At 43.4% G+C, this 18617-nt stretch carries 14 protein-coding genes and 2 tRNA genes; 10 read left to right on the top strand and 6 right to left on the bottom strand.

Going from position 1 to position 18617, the window contains the following annotated elements; all coding sequences use genetic code 11:
* Window positions 1–49: 49 nt before the first annotated feature.
* Window positions 50–901 (bottom strand): deoxyribonuclease IV, encoded by an 852-nt coding sequence (locus tag PNK_RS01955; RefSeq protein ID WP_059059965.1) that lies wholly within the window; start codon window positions 899–901, stop codon window positions 50–52.
* A gap of 373 nt (window positions 902–1274) precedes the next feature.
* On the opposite strand from PNK_RS01955, the gene murJ reads away from it, so the two are divergent.
* Both murJ and PNK_RS01945 read left to right on the top strand, forming a co-directional pair.
* Entirely contained in the window at window positions 1275–2882 is a 1608-nt protein-coding gene (gene murJ / locus PNK_RS01950) for a murein biosynthesis integral membrane protein MurJ (RefSeq protein WP_059059964.1), read from the top strand.
* Window positions 2883–3013: 131 nt separating this feature from the next.
* On the top strand, window positions 3014–4078 hold the full coding sequence (locus PNK_RS01945; RefSeq protein ID WP_059059962.1) for a hypothetical protein: 1065 nt from the start codon (window positions 3014–3016) through the stop codon (window positions 4076–4078).
* On the opposite strand, the gene PNK_RS01940 is transcribed toward PNK_RS01945, so the two are convergent.
* The 3 genes from PNK_RS01940 to recO form a co-directional block, all read right to left on the bottom strand.
* Window positions 4071–4862: an RMD1 family protein gene (locus PNK_RS01940; RefSeq protein WP_059059960.1), complete on the bottom strand. Its 792-nt coding sequence runs from the start codon at window positions 4860–4862 to the stop codon at window positions 4071–4073. The two genes, PNK_RS01945 and PNK_RS01940, sit on opposite strands and share 8 nt — an antisense overlap.
* A 79-nt stretch (window positions 4863–4941) precedes the next feature.
* Window positions 4942–5025, bottom strand: a tRNA-Leu gene (locus tag PNK_RS01935).
* 55 nt (window positions 5026–5080) lie between these two features.
* Complete coding sequence (gene recO, locus PNK_RS01930; protein WP_059059958.1) at window positions 5081–5779, bottom strand: DNA repair protein RecO; 699 nt, start codon at window positions 5777–5779, stop codon at window positions 5081–5083.
* Window positions 5780–5956: 177 nt separating this feature from the next.
* On the opposite strand from recO, the gene PNK_RS01925 reads away from it, so the two are divergent.
* From PNK_RS01925 to PNK_RS01910, 4 genes are all read left to right on the top strand, one after another.
* Window positions 5957–6029 (top strand) — tRNA-Arg (locus tag PNK_RS01925).
* A 17-nt stretch (window positions 6030–6046) separates the two neighbouring features.
* Window positions 6047–7132, top strand: a complete 1086-nt coding sequence (gene rlmN, locus PNK_RS01920) for a 23S rRNA (adenine(2503)-C(2))-methyltransferase RlmN (protein ID WP_032125896.1) — start codon at window positions 6047–6049, stop codon at window positions 7130–7132.
* A gap of 237 nt (window positions 7133–7369) precedes the next feature.
* Window positions 7370–7999: a ribosome hibernation-promoting factor, HPF/YfiA family gene (gene hpf, locus PNK_RS01915; RefSeq protein ID WP_059059955.1), complete on the top strand. Its 630-nt coding sequence runs from the start codon at window positions 7370–7372 to the stop codon at window positions 7997–7999.
* A gap of 8 nt (window positions 8000–8007) precedes the next feature.
* A complete protein-coding gene (locus PNK_RS01910) occupies window positions 8008–8502 on the top strand; it encodes a type I restriction enzyme HsdR N-terminal domain-containing protein (RefSeq protein WP_059059953.1) in 495 nt (164 codons plus the stop codon).
* Between the two features lie 73 nt (window positions 8503–8575).
* Here the strand turns inward: PNK_RS01910 and PNK_RS01905 are convergent, their stop codons facing one another.
* Together PNK_RS01905 and PNK_RS01900 are read right to left on the bottom strand one after the other, a co-directional pair.
* Complete coding sequence (locus tag PNK_RS01905) at window positions 8576–10321, bottom strand: hypothetical protein (RefSeq protein ID WP_059059950.1); 1746 nt, start codon at window positions 10319–10321, stop codon at window positions 8576–8578.
* A 294-nt stretch (window positions 10322–10615) separates the two neighbouring features.
* Complete coding sequence (locus PNK_RS01900; RefSeq protein WP_059059948.1) at window positions 10616–10810, bottom strand: F-box protein; 195 nt, start codon at window positions 10808–10810, stop codon at window positions 10616–10618.
* 368 nt (window positions 10811–11178) lie between these two features.
* On the opposite strand from PNK_RS01900, the gene PNK_RS01895 reads away from it, so the two are divergent.
* Genes PNK_RS01895 through PNK_RS01880 form a run of 4 tightly spaced genes read left to right on the top strand, consistent with a single transcriptional unit; the run spans window position 11179 to window position 18596 of the window.
* Window positions 11179–11610 (top strand): magnesium transporter CorA family protein, encoded by a 432-nt coding sequence (locus tag PNK_RS01895; RefSeq protein ID WP_032125001.1) that lies wholly within the window; start codon window positions 11179–11181, stop codon window positions 11608–11610.
* A 58-nt stretch (window positions 11611–11668) separates the two neighbouring features.
* A complete protein-coding gene (locus tag PNK_RS01890; protein WP_059059946.1) occupies window positions 11669–13870 on the top strand; it encodes a 6-hydroxymethylpterin diphosphokinase MptE-like protein in 2202 nt (733 codons plus the stop codon).
* The gene (locus tag PNK_RS01885; protein WP_059059944.1) at window positions 13867–16707 is read left to right on the top strand and encodes a 6-hydroxymethylpterin diphosphokinase MptE-like protein; all 2841 of its coding nucleotides are present in this window, start codon (window positions 13867–13869) and stop codon (window positions 16705–16707) included. Before PNK_RS01890 ends, PNK_RS01885 begins: the two co-directional genes overlap by 4 nt.
* Entirely contained in the window at window positions 16704–18596 is a 1893-nt protein-coding gene (locus PNK_RS01880; RefSeq protein WP_059059942.1) for a motility associated factor glycosyltransferase family protein, read from the top strand. Before PNK_RS01885 ends, PNK_RS01880 begins: the two co-directional genes overlap by 4 nt.
* The last annotated feature ends 21 nt before the right edge of the window (window positions 18597–18617 follow it).

The following is an 18617-nucleotide window of genomic DNA, read 5'->3' as shown; positions in this document are numbered from 1 at the left end:
TTTATACGCTGGCCTTTAAAGCAGCCCGATCATACTTTCTAGAAACCCTCTAAACAAACCCTTTAAGCTTTTGAATTTCTTTTTCCCAGAACGCAGGCCCTCCAGGGGTCTCAAGATATTTAGGTAAATGACGCGTACGAGGGTCGGTCATCAAAAACTGGAAGCTGCTCCAGCCAATTTTGCCTTCGCCAAGCTCTGCATGGCGGTCAACGCGCGATCCAAGGTCCTTCATTGAATCGTTGACATGAAAGGCATAAAGATGAGAGAGACCAACAACTTTATCAAATTCTTTGAGCGTCTGATCCCAAGCCTCTGCTGTCCTGATATCATAACCCGCCACAAAAATGTGACACGTATCGATGCAGACGCCGATTGGAATGTGGTCTTGCACGCCTTGAATGATGTAAGCTAGCTGCTCGAATCGATGCCCAACCGATGAGCCCTGTCCTGCAGTGGCCTCTAATAAAAGGCGTGTCTTGCCTTGCTCGACAAGAGGCTTAATAAGCAATAGGCTCTCAATAATGCAGTCCAAACACTTTTGAACATCTTCCCCAAGAGAAGCTCCTGGATGGAAATTCAAGTAGTTCACTCCCAATTGTACACATCTAATCACTTCTTCTTGAAAAGCTTTACGGCTTTTTTCCAGATTTTCGGCATTAGGACATCCTAAATTGATCAAATAGCTATCATGACTCATCAAGTGCTGTAAACCAGTCTCTTGCAATGTTCTTTGCCAAATAGCTAAGTCGTCTGAAGTAAACTGACGCCCTTTCCACTGCTTCTGATTACTTGTAAAAAATTGAATGGTCGTGGCCCCAATTTGCTTGCCTTCCAACAAAGCTCGGTGGACTCCACCAGCTGCAGACGTATGAGCGCCGATGAGAATGTTCTCAGAAGTCATAGAATCCTTTAATTAATGAATCGGCTAGAATTTTACCAAGCTCATTGGTTCTTGACAAGGAAAGGACGACCAAAGCAACAAGTTTTGGATAACGATCCTATTTAAAAATTCGCCCCTTTTTCAACCATCTTCTCTCCTTCAATAAAAACTGTTCTAATCCTTTTCTTCCTGCAGAACAACAACTTTTCAAGTTATAAATTTAGTTGAATAGTTATTCCTCAATTCTTCTGCTTATTAATCATTTATACCCCTTTTAAACTTGCTATTTCCAAATGTGCATGCTATTTTTTATTATCTATCACATGCAAGTCATTTGTTCATTTTTTTCATTTTCGACAAGGCAGAGAATAGCCGACAATTACAAAGGTTTAAGATGACCGATTCTTCCCATACTATTCTCCAATCTGCCAAACGTTTTTTTTCAGGCACCCTGCTCAGCCGCATCACTGGTATGTTAAGAGACATGGCCATGGCCTATGCCTTTGGTACTCAGTCTGCAATAGCCTCTTTTATGGTAGCCTATCGTCTAGCGCACCTATGTCGGCGCTTATTTGGGGAGGGCTCTTTACAGGCTGCTTTTATTCCTGAGTTTGAAACTCTGCGCCATCAAAACAGCCAGCGCGCCTTTACTTTCTTTCGTGATTTAATGGCTACCCTGACTCTTTTTTTAGTATTGCTTATTAGCCTCGTCTGCCTAGGCCTTGGGATATTCTTGATGTGGGGCGATCCACAACCCGCTAACCGAGACATTCTAGTCCTCACCATGCTTATGCTTCCGAGTCTGTTATTCATCTGCTTATTTGGATTGAATGCCTCGTTGTTGCAATGTGAAAAAAGCTATTTTACTCCGGGGGTTGCACCTGTCGCCTTTAATCTCATTTGGATCATTGCGGTTTGGATGTTAAAGCCCTACGCAGCCTCTGAAGCGATGCCCCTGTTATCTATCGGAGTCATTGTCGCCTGCTTTTTTCAATGGGTTCTCACAGTTCCAAAGACATGGAAACTCTTAAAACAGCAACTCTCAGGCTATGTATGGAATAAAATCGACTTATTTTCAGCCGATGTGTTCCACATGGGAAAGCCTTTTATCCTGGGATTGACTGGTGTCATGGCCTCTCAAATTAACGCCGCCATGGATTCTCTTTTTGCCCGCTATGCTGAGGCCGAGGGGCCGGCCATGCTTTGGTATGCCATCCGGCTCCAGCAATTGCCCCTTGCCCTTTTCAGTGTTGCTATAGCAGGAGCCCTACTTCCCCCTTTAACGCGCGCGCTGAAGGCTCACGACTGGGGACGCTACTACAGTTTTTTGAACGAAGCCTTGGCACATACCTGCACCCTCATGATTCCCTTAACAGCAGCCCTGTTTGCCATAGGAGACAGCAGTGTCAATCTCATTTTTGGGCATGGAGACTTTTCCAACTCCTCTGTTTTAGGCACAACGCTTTGCTTATGGGCCTATGGCATTGGCCTCCTTCCGACCTCCTTAATCCTGCTCCTCGCTCCAGCCTGCTATGCTCAGAGCAATTATCGCCTCCCGGCGATTGCCTCCTGCCTAAATATGCTTTTGAACCTGATTTTGAATGCTTTTTTTATCAATGGATTTGGATGGGGAGCCATGAGTGTAGCGCTTGCTACGAGTGTGAGCGCCTGGGTTAACGCAATTTTTTTAGGGCGCTCGCTGACGGCACTCAACGGTCCTTGGATTTCAAAAAATGTCTGGCAGCACATTTGGAAGCTTAGCATCGCTGCACTTATTGCCTTGATGGGAACAGACCTTTATCGAAATCATTTTTATCTCTCTGCTTTGTCGCTTGTATGGAATCAAGCTCCTCATTTCCCTCGTTCGCTATCCGAACAATTCACAATTCTAATTTCACAATGCGCTTGTTTTGGATTCCTCTTACTTGGATGCATCTGGCTATTAGGTATCAATATACGGCAGCCATTGGCAATAAAAGCTCATAAACAAATCACTGAGTGATAGAATTCGCAACTTAAATTTGATCTTATAATTCATTAAAAGGCAGAAACCTTTTACACATCGATTAAAAATCAGTAGACTTTTATATCAGGATTTAATATAATACTTTTCTTTAATAAGGAGAATTTTAAATGCTTCAGGCACTTATAAACACTTTTTGGCCTTGGAATAATGAAACCCAAGAGACAACAACGACTTCACCGATCGCTGGGCCAGAAGAAATCCTGCCAAATGAATCAACAGTCATTGTCGCCCAAGAAATTGCCGATGCGATCCTGAAGGCGGTACTAAAAAATACCAACAGAAAAAGCACGCCACGCAAATATGCCGTTGTGGTCTTCGAATCTCAGTCTTGGCTAACAATTCGTCAAAAATTAGAAAGTCTCGACCGGAACAAAATCGACCAAATAAAGTATCAGCAGAAAACAATTGATGCTTGGCTTACAAATATTAAGCTTATCGAAGACAACTACAACACATTACAAAGGTGTATAGCAGAACTCAATCAACCCAACTTTACAACTGGGTCAGCTTCAACACTACGCTTTGAAAAAGACCAAGAGAATCGTCTAAAGGCGCATGAAGCCAAACTAGCTCTCGGTTCGCTAAAAACCTCATTGCAAAAGACAATTGTCCAGAACTCGTCAGCTATCCGTACTCTTGCCAAGAGCTCTAATTCCATCAATCTTCATCCTGAATTTACGGAAGTGATTTTAACCATCTACTCTCAGTGGTCTAAGCTATGGGCATTTCATTCCCATGAAGGCGTGACGCTCAGCAGTCAAAGGCTGCATGGAAAAGTCTTTGAAATTACAGAGAATGCACAATATCAAGAACTTCCACTCTATCTACAAAGCTGCGGAAACGATGTGTATGCGGTAAAAGCGACCTATGGATTAACAGAAAAGAACCTTTATTTAATACAAAGCCCTTATGAACAGAATACCTCAGTAGGCAAAGTTGAATCTTTTATCGAAGCATTTGCTCCCACCTCTCCTTTTATAGGTAAGGGATCAAAAATTAACTATACCTACACGACTCCCAGTGAATTTTGTCCGAGGCCCATCAATGATCGAAATGGTGTGACAAACCAGGCTGAAAAAATTCAAAACATCATTGCTGAAGCGATAACAAGAGTCAACATTAAGCTATCTGACGGCCTTAAGCGCTTCAATGCCATCCAACTCGTCAAATAAAGTGAAAGACATCTCTCCAAATGGAGAGCAGGACCTCAATGACGATTAAACAGATGATGGTCCATTCCAAACGACTCGAGTGCTGGTGATTCAATTCGTTTCCCAGCATCTCAAACAATTCATGAATAACATCTAAGCGCTGATTTAACACTTCTACTCGCGTATCAATATCGAGATAGTTATTTGTCATTGCATAAAGGGGTTCGAGCTCAGAATATTCCCAAAAAAATTCAGGCGTATCCAACACGTCGAGATGCAAGTTAATTGAATTGCGCTCAATAAAGAGCTGCCCCATTTTCCTGCGAATTTCCCGTCTAGAAAGAGGAATCTTCCCATGCTTGGCTAAATCTTGCGGAATTTGTTTAGTAAATTGGAACGTACGACGAATGGCATTTTCAAAGGTTCCTAACTTAACTGATTGGGCCAAGCCGTGTGAAATGGCCAAACGGTTTAATACATCGCGGTTCGGAAGAATGATTTCATCCTCGACAATTTTGGGAATATCGCCAAAGGTAAAGGTAAATTCATCAATATCCATCTCTTCCAACGATAAGGGCTGCTCCTCAAACTCCTTAACCTGCTCTAGAAATTGCTGGCATTGTTCGTTTGAAAGCCCCCAACAAACGGTTGCCCCATAAGAAAAGTAAAAGACATCGCCAATTGAGGCGCCAGGAATAGGCACATGCACCACATCTCTATAAAGGGTGGCCCCTTGATGCTTTAAACGCTCAAAGAGAGGCTTAATCTGGTAGGACGAAGCAGTACAGTAGGCACGACAATCCATAACGAACCAGGGGTAGAAGACTTATCAATGATGATAGTTGATGAAAGGAAAAAAAAGAAATCATTTTATTTAGAAAAGATGCGAAAGAGGGGACTTGAACCCCTACGAGGAAACCCTCACTACCACCTCAAAGTAGCGCGTATACCAATTCCGCCACTTTCGCATAAGAGAAAAAGAGACTGTATCATTTTTCAAGTATAGAAGCAACTAGATTTTCTCTATTTTTGCATCCGCTCTCGAAAGTACCTTTCAAGCTTGGTTTTTGTCTGAGGAAGAAGCTCTGTTTGAGCTAATTCTTGATAACTTTGACAAACCATCAACTTATATAATACTCCCAATTCCATTTCCTGTAAAGCATATGAGCCAGCAACCCGGTGGTCCCGGCAATAAGCCTCGCCTTGATAGACAAAGGCCTCTTTCAATAGCGGGTAGAGGCAGTGACTGCAGGCCAAGGGGTATGCTGAAACGCCTTCATGCTTCAGAAGCTTTAAACGAAAACTCGTGGTCAATAGGCAAGGAGAAGAGATGGACGGGATTTTTTCTAAATAAAGCTTCAGCAAGGCAAAGAGTTGGGGAGCCGGTTTTCCAATCAGCTGAGTTTGATAAATAACCTGCAAGAGATCGCAGGCCGCATTTAAATGACTTAGTTCATGCCTCAATGCATGGTAAGATCCCAAATGGGCAAGCTCGTGGCAACTAAAAATCTCCCCTTTTTTTTCCTTATAGACGACCTCGATCCGGGTCAAAGGCATGCATAGTCCTTGCACTCCTCTCTTTTTGCTTCGGCTCCCCTTGTGCAGAACCTTAATCACCCCGGCTTCGCGAGTAAAGACAACAAGGATTTGATCGTAATCCCGAAAAGGGATGACTTTGACAACAATACCTTCGGCAGTGTGAAAATCGGAGGAGACGCTCATGCATACCCATTTAACAGGATTAATCGGCGCAAGCGCTATCGCTTGAACCCATTTCCGATGCAATTTAAAAGCTCGTTTGAAGCAGATATACAAGTCATTATCGATACTTTTTGACTTATAATCTTACGACTTATATAGTTTAGTCTCCTAGCAGTTAAAATGCACTAACTCTTATATGCACCGATAGCTCAATGGATAGAGTACCCGGCTTCGAACCGGGTGGTTAGAGGTTCGAGCCCTCTTCGGTGCATTTTTTTAGCATATCTTGTGAATAAAGCAACAACACTTCTTTTATCCCACACTTCTCATTCTTATGCCGATTGGATTCGCAACCAGTTAGGCAAGGGATATCAGCATGCCTTATTGGTTTACGAAGAGTGGTATCGCACTGGACACGTGACAGGCCACCATCCGGCCTTTAAAAATGCTCAGGCACTTTTACAAGAGATCCTGGCTTTAACAGACTTCTCCGTCCTTCCCTTATCTACAAATCTCACCGATGGCAAGACTGGAAAGTTTTTATTAAAAACGGCTGATGGCTTGGAGATCGAATCGGTTTTAATTCCCATGCAAGCTGGAGGCACGTTATGCGTCTCTTCTCAAGTTGGATGCCGCATGGGATGCGCTTTTTGTGAAACGGGCCGCATGGGTCTTCTTCGCAATCTGACGGCCCAAGAGATCTTAAGCCAGCTCTTTATTGCCCGTTTTCATTTAAATTTTTCTGTCCGCAATATCGTCTTCATGGGAATGGGAGAGCCTTTTGATAATTATGACATGGTGATGCAAGCCGTAAAAATCTTAACCGATGCACATGGGTTTGGATTAGGCCACAACCACATTACCGTTTCAACAAGTGGATGCTTGGATGGCATTTATCGGTTGCTGCAAGAAACCAACCCCTTGCCCAACTTAGCCGTCTCGTTAAATGCCCCCACCGATGAACTGCGCAATAAGCTCATGCCTATCAACCGCAAGCATCCCCTGAAAGAGATGCATGAAGCTCTCTCAACTTTTTGCCAGCAAACCGGAAAACAGGTACTTGTTGCCTATGTCCTGATCAAAGGGCAAAACGATGGGCTCGAGCAGGCTGATCAACTGGCTGACTACTTAAAAGGGTTGGATGTCAAAATCAATATTATTCCTTATAACCCTCAAAGCCACGACCGCTACCAGCCGCCTGACCAAGACATACTGGAAGCCTTTACAAAGAGACTCCGCGACCGGGGGTACTACACCCTCTTGAGGCAAACGAAAGGACAAAAAATTATGGCAGCTTGCGGACAGCTTGGCAATTTAGAGCTCAAGCGCAAGAAAAGGGAAATTGCTTCACTTTCCATTCTTTCTGAGCCCTGATTCCTTCTTTTTGCCCAATGCCATTAAGAGCGCTTTTTCATTTTCTAAGAGTATATGCTACTTAATTCTTCAAACCGCTTTCTATTGATCCCTATACCTCAAAAATAAAACTTGATCGATTTCTCTTTGCACGGGGCAAAGAGAGTGATATAATAAAAATTGCAAAGGCCGAGTATTCGTCGCCTTAAGATGAACTTTTCAAAACTATAACGTCAACGTTAACTCATTGAGGTACGTATGAATCGCAAAGCAAAAGCCTTAGAATTTGTAGATGCAGAATATAACATTAAGATCACAGGACGCCAGGTAGAAATCACCGATTCGATGAAAGACTACGCTATGGAAAAAATTTCTAAGATTGAGCGATTCATGAATCGCATTATCGATATTAATGTCGTCATGGACATTCAAAAGATCGATCATCGCGTTGAAATTATTTTAAAAGCGGGCCATACAAAGATTACTAGCCAGGCGTCTACTCAAGACATGTATGCGTCTATTGACAAGGCGGTTGCCAAGTTAGAGGCGCAGATTCGCCGCTATAAATCTAAAATCCAAGATCACCATGCCAAGAGCCTCGCGATCATTGACATGAACGTCAACGTCTTGCGCCGTCCAACTGCTGAAGAAGAGCTTGAGCTCGAAATAGAGGAAGAGGAAGGCGAGCTTAATGGTGAAGAGACTGTTCATGAAATTGTAAAGCAAGAAAAGCGTCCATTAAAAACACTTACCTATGATGAAGCTGTCATGAAGATGGAGCTATCTCAAGATGCCTTTTTGATTTTCAAGAGTGAAGAAGATCAAAAATTAAAGGTTATCTACCGTCGCCAAGATGGACATTACGGTATCATTGAACCTAATTGCTAGATAGAACCATGTCAGAGCCCTGCCAACTCTTTTGTTCTGTTCGCAAAAAGTGGATCGCATCCACTCCTGAAGAAAAAGTTAGACAGGGCTTACTTGTCCACATGACGCACAACCTGGGTTATCCAAGTGGGAGTCTCGCTTTAGAAATAATCTTGAGCCAGATCCCCCATTTGCGTCATATTCCTTCTTATCAAATCCCCAACAGACGAGCAGATTTGATCGTTCTCGTTCCGGGGCTCCATCCAAACTACCCCCTCTATCCTCTTCTTTTAATCGAATGCAAGGCTATCGCTATAACAACTAAAGTCATTCGTCAGGTTGTCGGGTACAATCAACACTTGCAAGCGTGCTTTATTGGCGTCGCCAACGAGAACGAAAGACGCGTGGGATGGCAACATCCAGTCCAAAAAGACTATCACTTTCTGGCAGAACTGCCACCCTATGAGATCCTCCTCAAACAAGGAAGGCTCATGTACACGCATATAACGCAAACGCTTTCCTAATTCATCATTTAGATCCCGCAGCACTGCCTGCCATTTAAATAGATCCCGCAGCACTGCCTGCCATTTAAAGCGCTTATTTAAGATTGTCAACAAACTGTTTAATTTCCATTGCAAGGGTCATGTATTTGCTGCCGCCATCAATCTCTAAATTTCTTTTAGCATCAATGAGTTCATTGTATTTGTTGTTGAGTTCGCTAGCCTTGCTCGCAGCCTCGTCTGCACTGAGTCCCTTATCTATGCACAATTGCTTGAATTGAGCCAAATTATTTTCTTTATCTTGCTTTAAAAGCTCTCCAGAGGGATCCTCTCCGCTTGGCTTCGTGCGAAAGTCTTTCCGATCCAATCCCAAATAGCTGGGAAGATTGTCGTGGAGATGCTTGATAAATTCCTTGGACTCCATTTTCGCACCATTGCTCGGTCCGGTTACTTCTCCTAAGCCTTTACGGACATCGCATTGGAAGGCCTCGGGACTTTCTTTTTTCAACATGAGAATTAAGATATTCTCATCCGAACTATTTTCTTTAGACAGCGCATGCTTCTCGTCCATTCGTTTGCCAATTTCTTCGCGCATTTTCGCCAGTTTGTCATCGCCAAACGTTTTAGAGACTTCTCCCATTTGCTCTTTTAATTTAGTTGTCAAAGCCTCGTTCTGCTTGATGCCGCCTTCGGCAAAGTCCCTAATCTGTTTCAATTCGGCTGCATGCTCTTTCTTTTGAGCCTTGATGAATTTATTGAGTTTAGAAGGATTCTCAAACAGCTTAAGCGAAGCCTGTGTTTCCCCAATTTCTATTTCACGCGTCCTGATCGTACCAGCATCGCTTCCCTCCTGCATATTCTTCTGCAAATTGAGCTTTTGTTTATCTAATCGCTGTTTCAAAACATCGACTGTGTTGGCAGCCAACGCCATGTCATAGGTTGGCGTAGGAGATGGACGCTTGAAAGAAATGGCGCCCATTCTCTGTTTCAAGTTATCAATTCGTGTGCTAAGGCTCTGTCCGATAGAGCTCAAATGCCCCTCTGCCGTTTTTTTCAGCTCGCCCATTGCAATACTTGCATCTTTTTTAACCGCTTTTAGATCCTTTTTAGACTCTGCCACAATCGCCGATCCTCTTGCTTCATAAGCATCGAGTTTGGGCTGCAATTCTTCTCCCATTTGCGAGGCTCTTTCCGCTCCCCTTTCCATAAGACTAATAGCCCCTTTCTTCAATCTGTCCAATCCCCCTTCAAAGTCTTTTTTCAGCTCTTTTCGGCCCTCTGAAGACCTCAATTGTTGAAAAAATTTGGTCGCACTTTTCTTGAGTTTTCCTACAGACGTCCGAACGGTGGCCGGAAAATCTTCTCTAAATTTCTGAACCCTGCCTGGCAGCTCGGCTTTGGTTTTTCGCAGCTTTTCAGAAGTTGCCTCTTTTAAAGAACTCAGCTTCGTCTGAATCTGCTGAGCTCCTCTCTCAATCCCTTCTTTTAATTCTGAACGCCCCTCTGCTGTTCCTACCTTTTGCGCAAAAGCAAATATTTTTCTGCCAACATCGGCTACTTTTGAGGCTAACTTGTCAATCAAAGTTGCAAAACCTCCGATGATGATATGAGCAACTTGACGCACCCGTCCGGTCGAGGCTGTTGGCCCAGCCCCCAAATTCGAATTGATCATGCTATCATTTACCTTTGTCTCAGTCGGAGAACCGTTATGAAAAGCAAATGTACGACCGCTATATCGCACTGTATCGCCTCCACCTAAGTGATCAGTGGCTTGCGACCCTGTACTCGTGGGAAAAGACGTCGATTGTAAAGCTTGCTGCCAAGATGAATCAAATCTATTCATAATTACCTCTATTACATAGTTGCTATAAATCAAAAATAGAGAAAATAAAAACCTTATTTTTAATTATAACAAAACACAACAATCATTTTCGCCATAAATTAACTTCCACAACATATGTTAATTGAACTTGCTTGACCATTAACATCCTTGTGAGCAATCTAATGCAGAGGCGCTAAGGGATGCGATGTAAGAGATTGAGACAAAGAGGACGTTTCAATGACTTAGAATATCCTCTGCGTTTCCACTCCTCTCTTGCGTTCTTTTACACTGTACAAGACTAAGGTGATAGGAAAGTCATTCAAGCAATAAGTTTAAAGTCGGCTGATAGTCTGCTTCATTTCCCATTAACTCCTTTTCTACTGGAAAATAGCTTGCCATCACCCTTTGCCATTGATGCGAAACTCTTTCCAATTGATAGAATTCTTCTACATCGGCAAATTGCATAATATTGCCAATAAATTCATCACTCAATTCAGACAATCCAACCATTTTTCATTAACAACTTGAATCTTTACCTCACTATCTGAAAAATGACAAAACGTTTGACAATAGTCAAAACATAGTAATTCCCATACACCCCTCTTGCAAACTAAATACAAACTTTAATTAACTAACAAACCAAAACATCACATCATATATATAGAATTTTTCAGTTCGAACGTTTATAAAAAACCGATTAATTGTTTATTAATTTCAAAACAATCTAAATAAAGGCCTCGAGCAATCAATGAGACATTCGCGTTGATTGAGATCTGGGATTTTTTTTGATAAAGTTTTTCAAAGCTGTTAAAATAAAATTAGAAGTGTATACTTCGAAAGATTGGTGTAGAAATGTAAACTCTATTAGAGATGGAATTATGAAAGAAAAGAACCCAATTGAGCCCTTGTTAGCTCAAGTGGCCGATCTCATCAAGAGGATTCAAGAGCATCAAGGCCCCATTTCAGACAATATTACACCGCGGGTATTAGAAGAAATTGAGAGGCTTGAAAATGCCGTTGCGCTTTTTGAAGAGGTGAATCAAAAAACCCTTCAAGAAGCGGACATTGACATTGAAGCTCTTCGAATGAATGCCAGCCGTTCGGCAGTGTTGTCGGATAAAGACAAACAGGTGCTGCAGCGGGCAAGAGAGATTGAAAAAGATGCAAAGAGCCTGCAATTCGCCTTTTCCAAAGTGATCGAGCGGGGTAAAAAAGCGGCTCCGGTTCAGGACCCCTTAAAGCAACAAATAAAAGAACGGCGCAAGCGATTTAAACCCTTAGGCGGCAATAAGAACTGGATACCTCTTTAGAGTGTGTTCACAAAGCCTGATTGGTTGATTTATAGTAGAATGCTTTTCATGAGGGGCGATGTTTGATCAGAAATTATACAACGGCAATCTAGCCCTTTTGCATTTAATCAATGCTCCTTTAGCCAATAAGGTCTCTTCTTTTTTGAATGGCCAGACAATTTGTTTGACTCCTTGCACGACCCATGAAGAAGCTAATCTATCCATACAGCAAGGAGACAAGGCCTATTTTCTGCACAGCGAGAATGGGCCAAGCCGCGAGGCAAAAGAATGGTATGCCGGGCTGTCTCTTGAGAACTGCGATGTTCTCTATGTATATGGGCTTGGATTGGGTTATTTATACCAGGATCTAAAAGAGTGGTTAAAGGGCGATCCCAATCGTTATCTGATCTTTTTAGAAGATGAGCTTGCCGTTATCCGGTATTTTTTGGAGTTAGAACACGCAGCCCCTCTCTTACAAGATCCTCAAGTCGATATTAGGGACTTTTCCGAGGCTCATTATGATCGATCGATCGTCCGCTTATTGACGCAGGATAATTTGCTACGCTCTTTTAGCGTTACCGCCTTGCCCTCTTATGCAGCCAATAAAATGCCGTTTTTTTCTATGATTCAAGACTTAATTGAATTCGAAACGACCGAACAAAATATTCGCTATCAAGAATTGGCTCAATTTGGCGTCGCCTTTTTTAATAACTTTTATCGCAATCTCTTACAGCTTCCACACTCTTACCTTGCCGATCATCTAGCCAATAAGTTTAAAGATATACCAGCCATCATTTGCGGTGCAGGCCCTTCTTTAGCTAAGCATGCAACTAAACTCAAAGAGTTGCATCAAAAAGCCCTATTATTCGGCCCAGGAAGCGCTCTGAACGTTTTGACTCATGAGGGGGTATGGCCCCACTTTGGGGTCAATATTGATCCAACCGCCGAAACATTTCATCGTCAGATTATGAATCGCGCTTTCGAAACTCCCGTTTTTTACCGCAATCGCATCTACTATGAGGCATTAACAGCCATCCACGGTCCCCGCCTTTTCTTATCGGGAGCCGTGTTTTACTGGGCTGCCAAGTGGTTTGAAGAGCAGCTCGGCCTTCCCTCTCTTCAATTAGAAGGGGGCTATAATGTCGTGCATGCAACCTTAGAAATCGCCCGTTTGCTCGGCTGCAATCCCATTATTTTTGTTGGACTCGATCTCTCCTTTCGCGAAGGTGAGCACTATGCTTCAGGAGTTGAAAGGCATCCTCTCTTTCCAGAAAAAACTGAACAGAAAACGCATTTAGGCCCCCCCATTCAGGTCAAAAACATCAAAGGTGAGAAAGTCTGGAGCTACTGGACATGGATTGCTGAAGCCCAATGGACCGATTTATATGGCCGTACCCATCCTGATTTGCGGCTCATCAATGCGTCCGATGAAGGCATCGGTCTTTTTTCAATTCCCAACCTCTCTTTGCAAGAGGTCTCGGAAACCTATCTGACGCAAACGTTCGAATTGGAGCAATTGATCCACAGTGCCATCCAAGGTGCAGGTTCAGTTCCTGTTGACCGCAGCAAGGTTAAAAACTGCATTCAGATCTTCTACAACAGCCTTAAACAATGCGAAGCCATTTGTCAAGCCATCCTGCAACTTTCAGACCATGAAAGCAGTCAAGGACTAGAAGAAGCGCTAAAGCAAGAAGTGGGATTCAATTATCTTTTACAACAGTTTGATGACTTCTTCTCCACCTTCATTCAAAAGGATTTGCGCAATCTTAAACGCCTGCCAGAGCATGAACGAAGCCAACGGCACAAGCAATTGATGCAAGAGCGCTACCGCTTTTTATTGCAAACAACGAAGGTAAATTTAAAAATCATTGAAAATACTTTAAAAGAGCAGCAAGCCTCGGCTTTACCTCCTCCTGCCGTCCCCTTTGAGCCATCCGATGCTCAAAAGCCTGCTTACTACACCTCTGGATCGCTTTATTCCACTCCTGGATTATCTGAACATCTGCGGCAAGGCAACTATCTTTATTATTATGAAAATGGATCCCTCAAAACAGAGTTGAATTACAAGCAAGGACAGCTTGACGGGGTTGTAAGGCTCTACTATCCAACTGGACATCTCAAACGAGAGCTCTACTTTCATGAAGGGCAGCGCGAAGGGACCGAGAAGAGTTGGTATGAAAATGGCCAATTATTTACTGAAGTTGACTATCATCAAAATATTGCCAAGCGAGCCCGTTGTTGGTTTCCTGATGGCACTTTAGCTAAGGACATCACTCTATGAACTCATCTTTCAGCCAAGAACGCTATCAACAGAATTTAGAATTGCTGGTCGAACGAAACCCACTTGCCGCCTACCGTCTAGAGTGGGTATGGGACAGCCATGAATTGACTCCTTGTTTGACTGACCAAGGAGAACCCAATCTTTCTAAAACACGATATGGGATGACAGATTACTACCATGCTCAAACCGGTGCCTTGCAAGAAGCTGTCGAGGGAGTCAAGCCAGAGCTTTTATCAACTGCAGAAGTCATCTATGTTTACGGTTTAGGACTTGGATACGGTTATCAAGCCCTCCTTCCTTGGCTGCAAGAGAAACCCCAAAATCATCTCGTTTTCTTGGAGGATGACCTCGAAGTCATTTACTATTTCCTTCAAACAGAACTTGCCACTTCCCTATTAAAAAATCCCCAGGTCACTCTTTTTTATTTTCACGACTACCAGCAAGACTATGTCAACTTTTGCAAGCTGAATAGCAGCTTCATTAATAAGCGCATTGATTTTCTAGCGCTTCCTTATTACGCCATCAGAAGAGAGGCTGAGGCATTAACGCTTTGCTACGCCATGCTGCACGATGCCAAGCTGATGACGGCTCTGCACAATGAATATCTATCCGGTCAGTCAGGTTTTTTAAAGAACTTCTATCACAACCTTCTTTCTCTGCCCCAAGCTTATCTTGCAAGCGGCCTCTTTAATCAGTTTAAAAATGTGCCTGCAATCATTTGTGGAGCCGGCCCTTCGCTCCAAAAAAACATTCACCTTCTAAAAGAACTTGGACAAAAAGGGTTAATTTTCGCAGGGGGATCTTCATTAAATGTGCTCAATGAAGCAGGAATTATGCCTCACTTTGGCTTAGGCGTCGATCCCAATAAAGAGCAAAGCCACCGCCTGCTTACAAACCATACGTTTCATCTCCCCTTTCTCTATCGCCAAAGAATTTCCCATGAAGCGTTTGAATTGATGCAGGGCCCAAAACTTTACGTGCCAGGCTCTGCCAATCGATTGTCATCCTGGTTCGAAGAGCGCTTAGGCATGCCCGAAGAACCTTTGGATGAGGGGCATAACGTGGTTAATCTTTGCACCGAAATTGCTTACAAGATGGGGTGCAGTCCCATTATTTACGTTGGAATGGATCTTGCCTTTACCGAAGTACAAACGTATGCCCCAGGCATTGCCACGCACCCCCTTTGGATCGAGTTAAGCCAGCCTTATGCCACGCAGGCTCAAGAAGTGGTCTTGCGGCCAGATATCTATAATGAATGGATAAAGACCAAATGGGAGTGGGTTGCGGAAGCCGGATGGCTGGGACAATTTGCCAAAAATCATCCAAAAATACAAATGATCAATGCTACAGAAGGAGGTTTGGGTTTTGCGCCAGTACCCAACCAAACACTTGCTAATGTTAAAGAAGAGTATCTAGCCAGGTCTTATGACTTATCAGGATGGGTTCATGCAGAAATTCAAAGCCATCCTCTCGAGATCAAACAGCCAGCACTCCTGAGCCTTATCAACGAACTAAAAACAAGCTTAGATAAATGCCTAGCCGCTTGCAATTCCATTTTAGTCGAAAAAGCCACTCAGAAACAATTTTCTCCCTCGCCAATAGAAACATTAGAGTTTTACACGCCAAATACCATTGTTCAAGATTCCGCAATGAAAGAGGAAATTGGCTATAAACACTTTCTTGAAATGTTCGATATGGCCTACCAGTATTTGCAAAGCTCGCAACATATGACGCATACCCAACCAGCTACCCTCTTTTTTGACCACCTTGAGCGCTACCATTTTCTCCAAGAAACGCTGTCGCAAAACTTAGCTTTAATGCAGCAGGCCATTCAACGCTTTATTTTTGCTCCTCCTCCTATGGCACTTAAAAAATACGAACGGCTAGTGCCAAAAGAGCCTGGTGAAGTGTATGCGTTTGCCGATGGACGCCTCCAAATAAAAGATCCAATCCTTGATCTTTCGATTGACGAACCCTTTGCTCCAGACCCAGCGAAGGACCACTTTAAGAAATTCTTCCCTAATGGGCAGATTAAATTTGAAATGTATTATCTCCATCAGCAGCTGCATGGTCCATCAAGGTTTTATCACGAAAATGGGCAACTCCTTTCAGAAAGCTGGTTTTATCGCGATAAAAAGCTGGGGAAAAGCCTCCAATATTACAAAACGGGCGCTCTCTATAGCCTGTGCCGCTATAGGGACGGCCTTTTAGATGGAACCCAGGAGTACTTCTATTCCAATGGCTCGCCTCACATCGTCATGCAGTACAAAGAAGGCCTCTTAGAAGGGGAAGTATGCGTCTATACCATTGAAGGCCAGCTTCTTCGCGAACTGCATTACAAGGCTGGAAAGCGGCATGGAACAGAAAAAATGTGGAGTACTCATGGGCAGCAGCTGATGGAATGCCATTACCAGGAAGGCATTCCAGTTGGACAGGCAAAGCAATGGGATGCTAAGGGGCATTTATTTAAAGAAGTTGACATTCACGCCTTTCCCGAAGATTTCGATCTTACCATTTGGAATGAACAGGGGCAATGTGTCAAATCTTTCGTAAACGGCGTAGAAGATTATTCCCAGCTTTACGAACAGACCCAGCAAAAAGTCGACTTGCTTGAAACAGCTCTAAAAGACATTCTCATCCAGATGGAGCCCATAGTCCAAGAGCACTTAACGCAGGCCAAAGAGGTCGACCTCAACTTAGCCGAAGAGTTCGCAACCATCAAAGAAGCGATGAAAAACATGCAAGCTCTTAAAGACAATTTGGCAGAAACCATGCAGAAGAATATCGAGCAGGCAGAAGAAGCCAAGCGCAAACGCCAATCTTCGGAGCCATCATGAAAAACCACTCCCAGCGCCTGCAAAAAAACTTAAAAGCACTCCAAAAAAGTGATGCCAAGCTAGCGTATCAGCTCCAATCAGTCGATCCGAGCGATCTCGTATTTTGTGAAACGCAAGCAGGCGAGCCAAATGTACAGCGCACCTATGGAGGGTGCACCTATTTTTACCACTCTCCCCTATCAGCCCAAACCGAGGCATCTGAGTGGTTTGCCAGCCTGCCATTGCACAACACCTGTATCCTCTATGTGTATGGAATTGGGCTCGGTTATTATTATGAGGCCGCCAAAAAATGGCTAAAGGATGACTCCGCCCGCCGGTTAGTTTTTCTGGAAGAAGATCAAGGAATTCTTTACAGGCTTCTTGAAACGGAAAGGGGCACAGATATTTTAAGGCATCCGCAAGTCCAAATTGTCTATTTCGATAGCAATTTGGAGGACAAGGCCCTCTTCAATGAATTGTCATGGCGCTATCTAAACGACCCATTTACAGTCTCATGCCTCAAGCTTTATGAGGAAGTCAATCCTCAAGGTTTTTTACAGCTTCACCATCTTCTCTCTTACAATCTCATTCAGAAAAAAGCCTTTGTAGAAGAATATCTGCAATATGGGGTAGCTTTTTTCCGCAATTTTTACCCCAATCTGCTCGAACTATCCAAAGCCTACTTTGGCAACGGCTTATTTGGACAGTTTAAGCAGATTCCAGCCATCATTTGCGGAGCCGGTCCATCCTTAAATAAGAATATTGATCAGTTAAAAGAGTTAAAAGACAAGGCTCTTCTCTTTGCAGGGAGCTCAGCTTTGAATGCGCTGATTCCAAAGGGTATTTTACCTCATTTTGGAGTGGCCATCGATCCCAATAAGGCCCAGCTCCCTCGGGTAGAGGTTGCAAAGCCCTACGGCATTCCTTTTTTCTACCGTCAACGCCTCTTTCATGAGGCTCTTCAAGCCATTTCTGGGCCTCGCCTGTATCTTACAGGAACAGGAGGATATGAAATTGCTCAATGGTTCGAGCAGGAGCTGAAGCTGGAGGGAGAAAACTTAGATGAGGGGCATAATGTCGTCAATTTTTGCATTGAAATCGCCCATGCATTGGGTTGCGATCCCATCATTTTAGTCGGTGTCGATCTTGCTTTCACGAACGAACAGCCTTATGCCGACGGGGTAACGGCCAATTTAAAATTGACTGAAGAAGATTTCAAGACCGATAATGACTTTGAGTCACAACCCCTCTTAAAAGAAGATATCAATGGATCGCCTATTCATACCCTCTGGAAATGGATAACAGAGTCGGAGTGGATTACAGAATTTGCACATGCCCATCCAGAAGTCACCCTCATTAATGCCACCGAAGGGGGACTGGGATTTAAAAGCGTTGTCAATAAAACTTTAAAAGAGGTCTCTAATCTTTATTTAAAGGGCAAAGAGTCTTTGGATCAGCGCATTAAAGAGGCCGTCTCTAAGCAGGCATTAGACTCTATAGAACCGGCCCGTTTGATTGAGCTTGTTAAAACATTGCAGGCAAGCTTAGACCGCTGTATTGAACTCCTGACCAAATTATTAGCCGAAAGCCATCGTCTTGGAGAGCAGATTCAGCAAGATCTGCCTTACCCCGACTCTTTACAGACAACGGCCATCTCTCTTTTAGAAACCGATATCGAAGAAGAAGTTGCCTATCAATCTGTATTAGACACTTTTAATCAAATCTACATACGAGTCCATCACAAAACCATACAAGACCTTCAAGTGCTAAAACGCGGTTTAACTGATAAAAAACGGTCATTGAAAAAAATCGCGCTTCAACTCGACCGCCTCACCTTTTTAAAAGATGTCGCCCGGGTCAATCGCGAACTCATTCAACGCACCCTGAATTCAGCCAAAATGGGAGAGTAACGTTTTACTCTCCTGCCTGGT

This window comes from Candidatus Protochlamydia naegleriophila, from assembly GCF_001499655.1.
Taxonomy (GTDB): domain Bacteria; phylum Chlamydiota; class Chlamydiia; order Chlamydiales; family Parachlamydiaceae; genus Protochlamydia; species Protochlamydia naegleriophila.
This window is presented reverse-complemented; position numbering and strand designations above follow the sequence as displayed.

Coding starts and splice junctions, on each gene's coding strand:
- PNK_RS01955 (WP_059059965.1), bottom strand. CDS start 901: ATGACTTCTGAGAACATTCTCATCGGCGCTCATACGTCTGCAGCTGGT.
- murJ (WP_059059964.1), top strand. CDS start 1,275: ATGACCGATTCTTCCCATACTATTCTCCAATCTGCCAAACGTTTTTTT.
- PNK_RS01945 (WP_059059962.1), top strand. CDS start 3,014: ATGCTTCAGGCACTTATAAACACTTTTTGGCCTTGGAATAATGAAACC.
- PNK_RS01940 (WP_059059960.1), bottom strand. CDS start 4,862: ATGGATTGTCGTGCCTACTGTACTGCTTCGTCCTACCAGATTAAGCCT.
- recO (WP_059059958.1), bottom strand. CDS start 5,779: ATGAGCGTCTCCTCCGATTTTCACACTGCCGAAGGTATTGTTGTCAAA.
- hpf (WP_059059955.1), top strand. CDS start 7,370: ATGAATCGCAAAGCAAAAGCCTTAGAATTTGTAGATGCAGAATATAAC.
- PNK_RS01910 (WP_059059953.1), top strand. CDS start 8,008: ATGTCAGAGCCCTGCCAACTCTTTTGTTCTGTTCGCAAAAAGTGGATC.
- PNK_RS01905 (WP_059059950.1), bottom strand. CDS start 10,321: ATGAATAGATTTGATTCATCTTGGCAGCAAGCTTTACAATCGACGTCT.
- PNK_RS01900 (WP_059059948.1), bottom strand. CDS start 10,810: ATGGTTGGATTGTCTGAATTGAGTGATGAATTTATTGGCAATATTATG.
- PNK_RS01895 (WP_032125001.1), top strand. CDS start 11,179: ATGAAAGAAAAGAACCCAATTGAGCCCTTGTTAGCTCAAGTGGCCGAT.
- PNK_RS01890 (WP_059059946.1), top strand. CDS start 11,669: ATGTTTGATCAGAAATTATACAACGGCAATCTAGCCCTTTTGCATTTA.
- PNK_RS01885 (WP_059059944.1), top strand. CDS start 13,867: ATGAACTCATCTTTCAGCCAAGAACGCTATCAACAGAATTTAGAATTG.
- PNK_RS01880 (WP_059059942.1), top strand. CDS start 16,704: ATGAAAAACCACTCCCAGCGCCTGCAAAAAAACTTAAAAGCACTCCAA.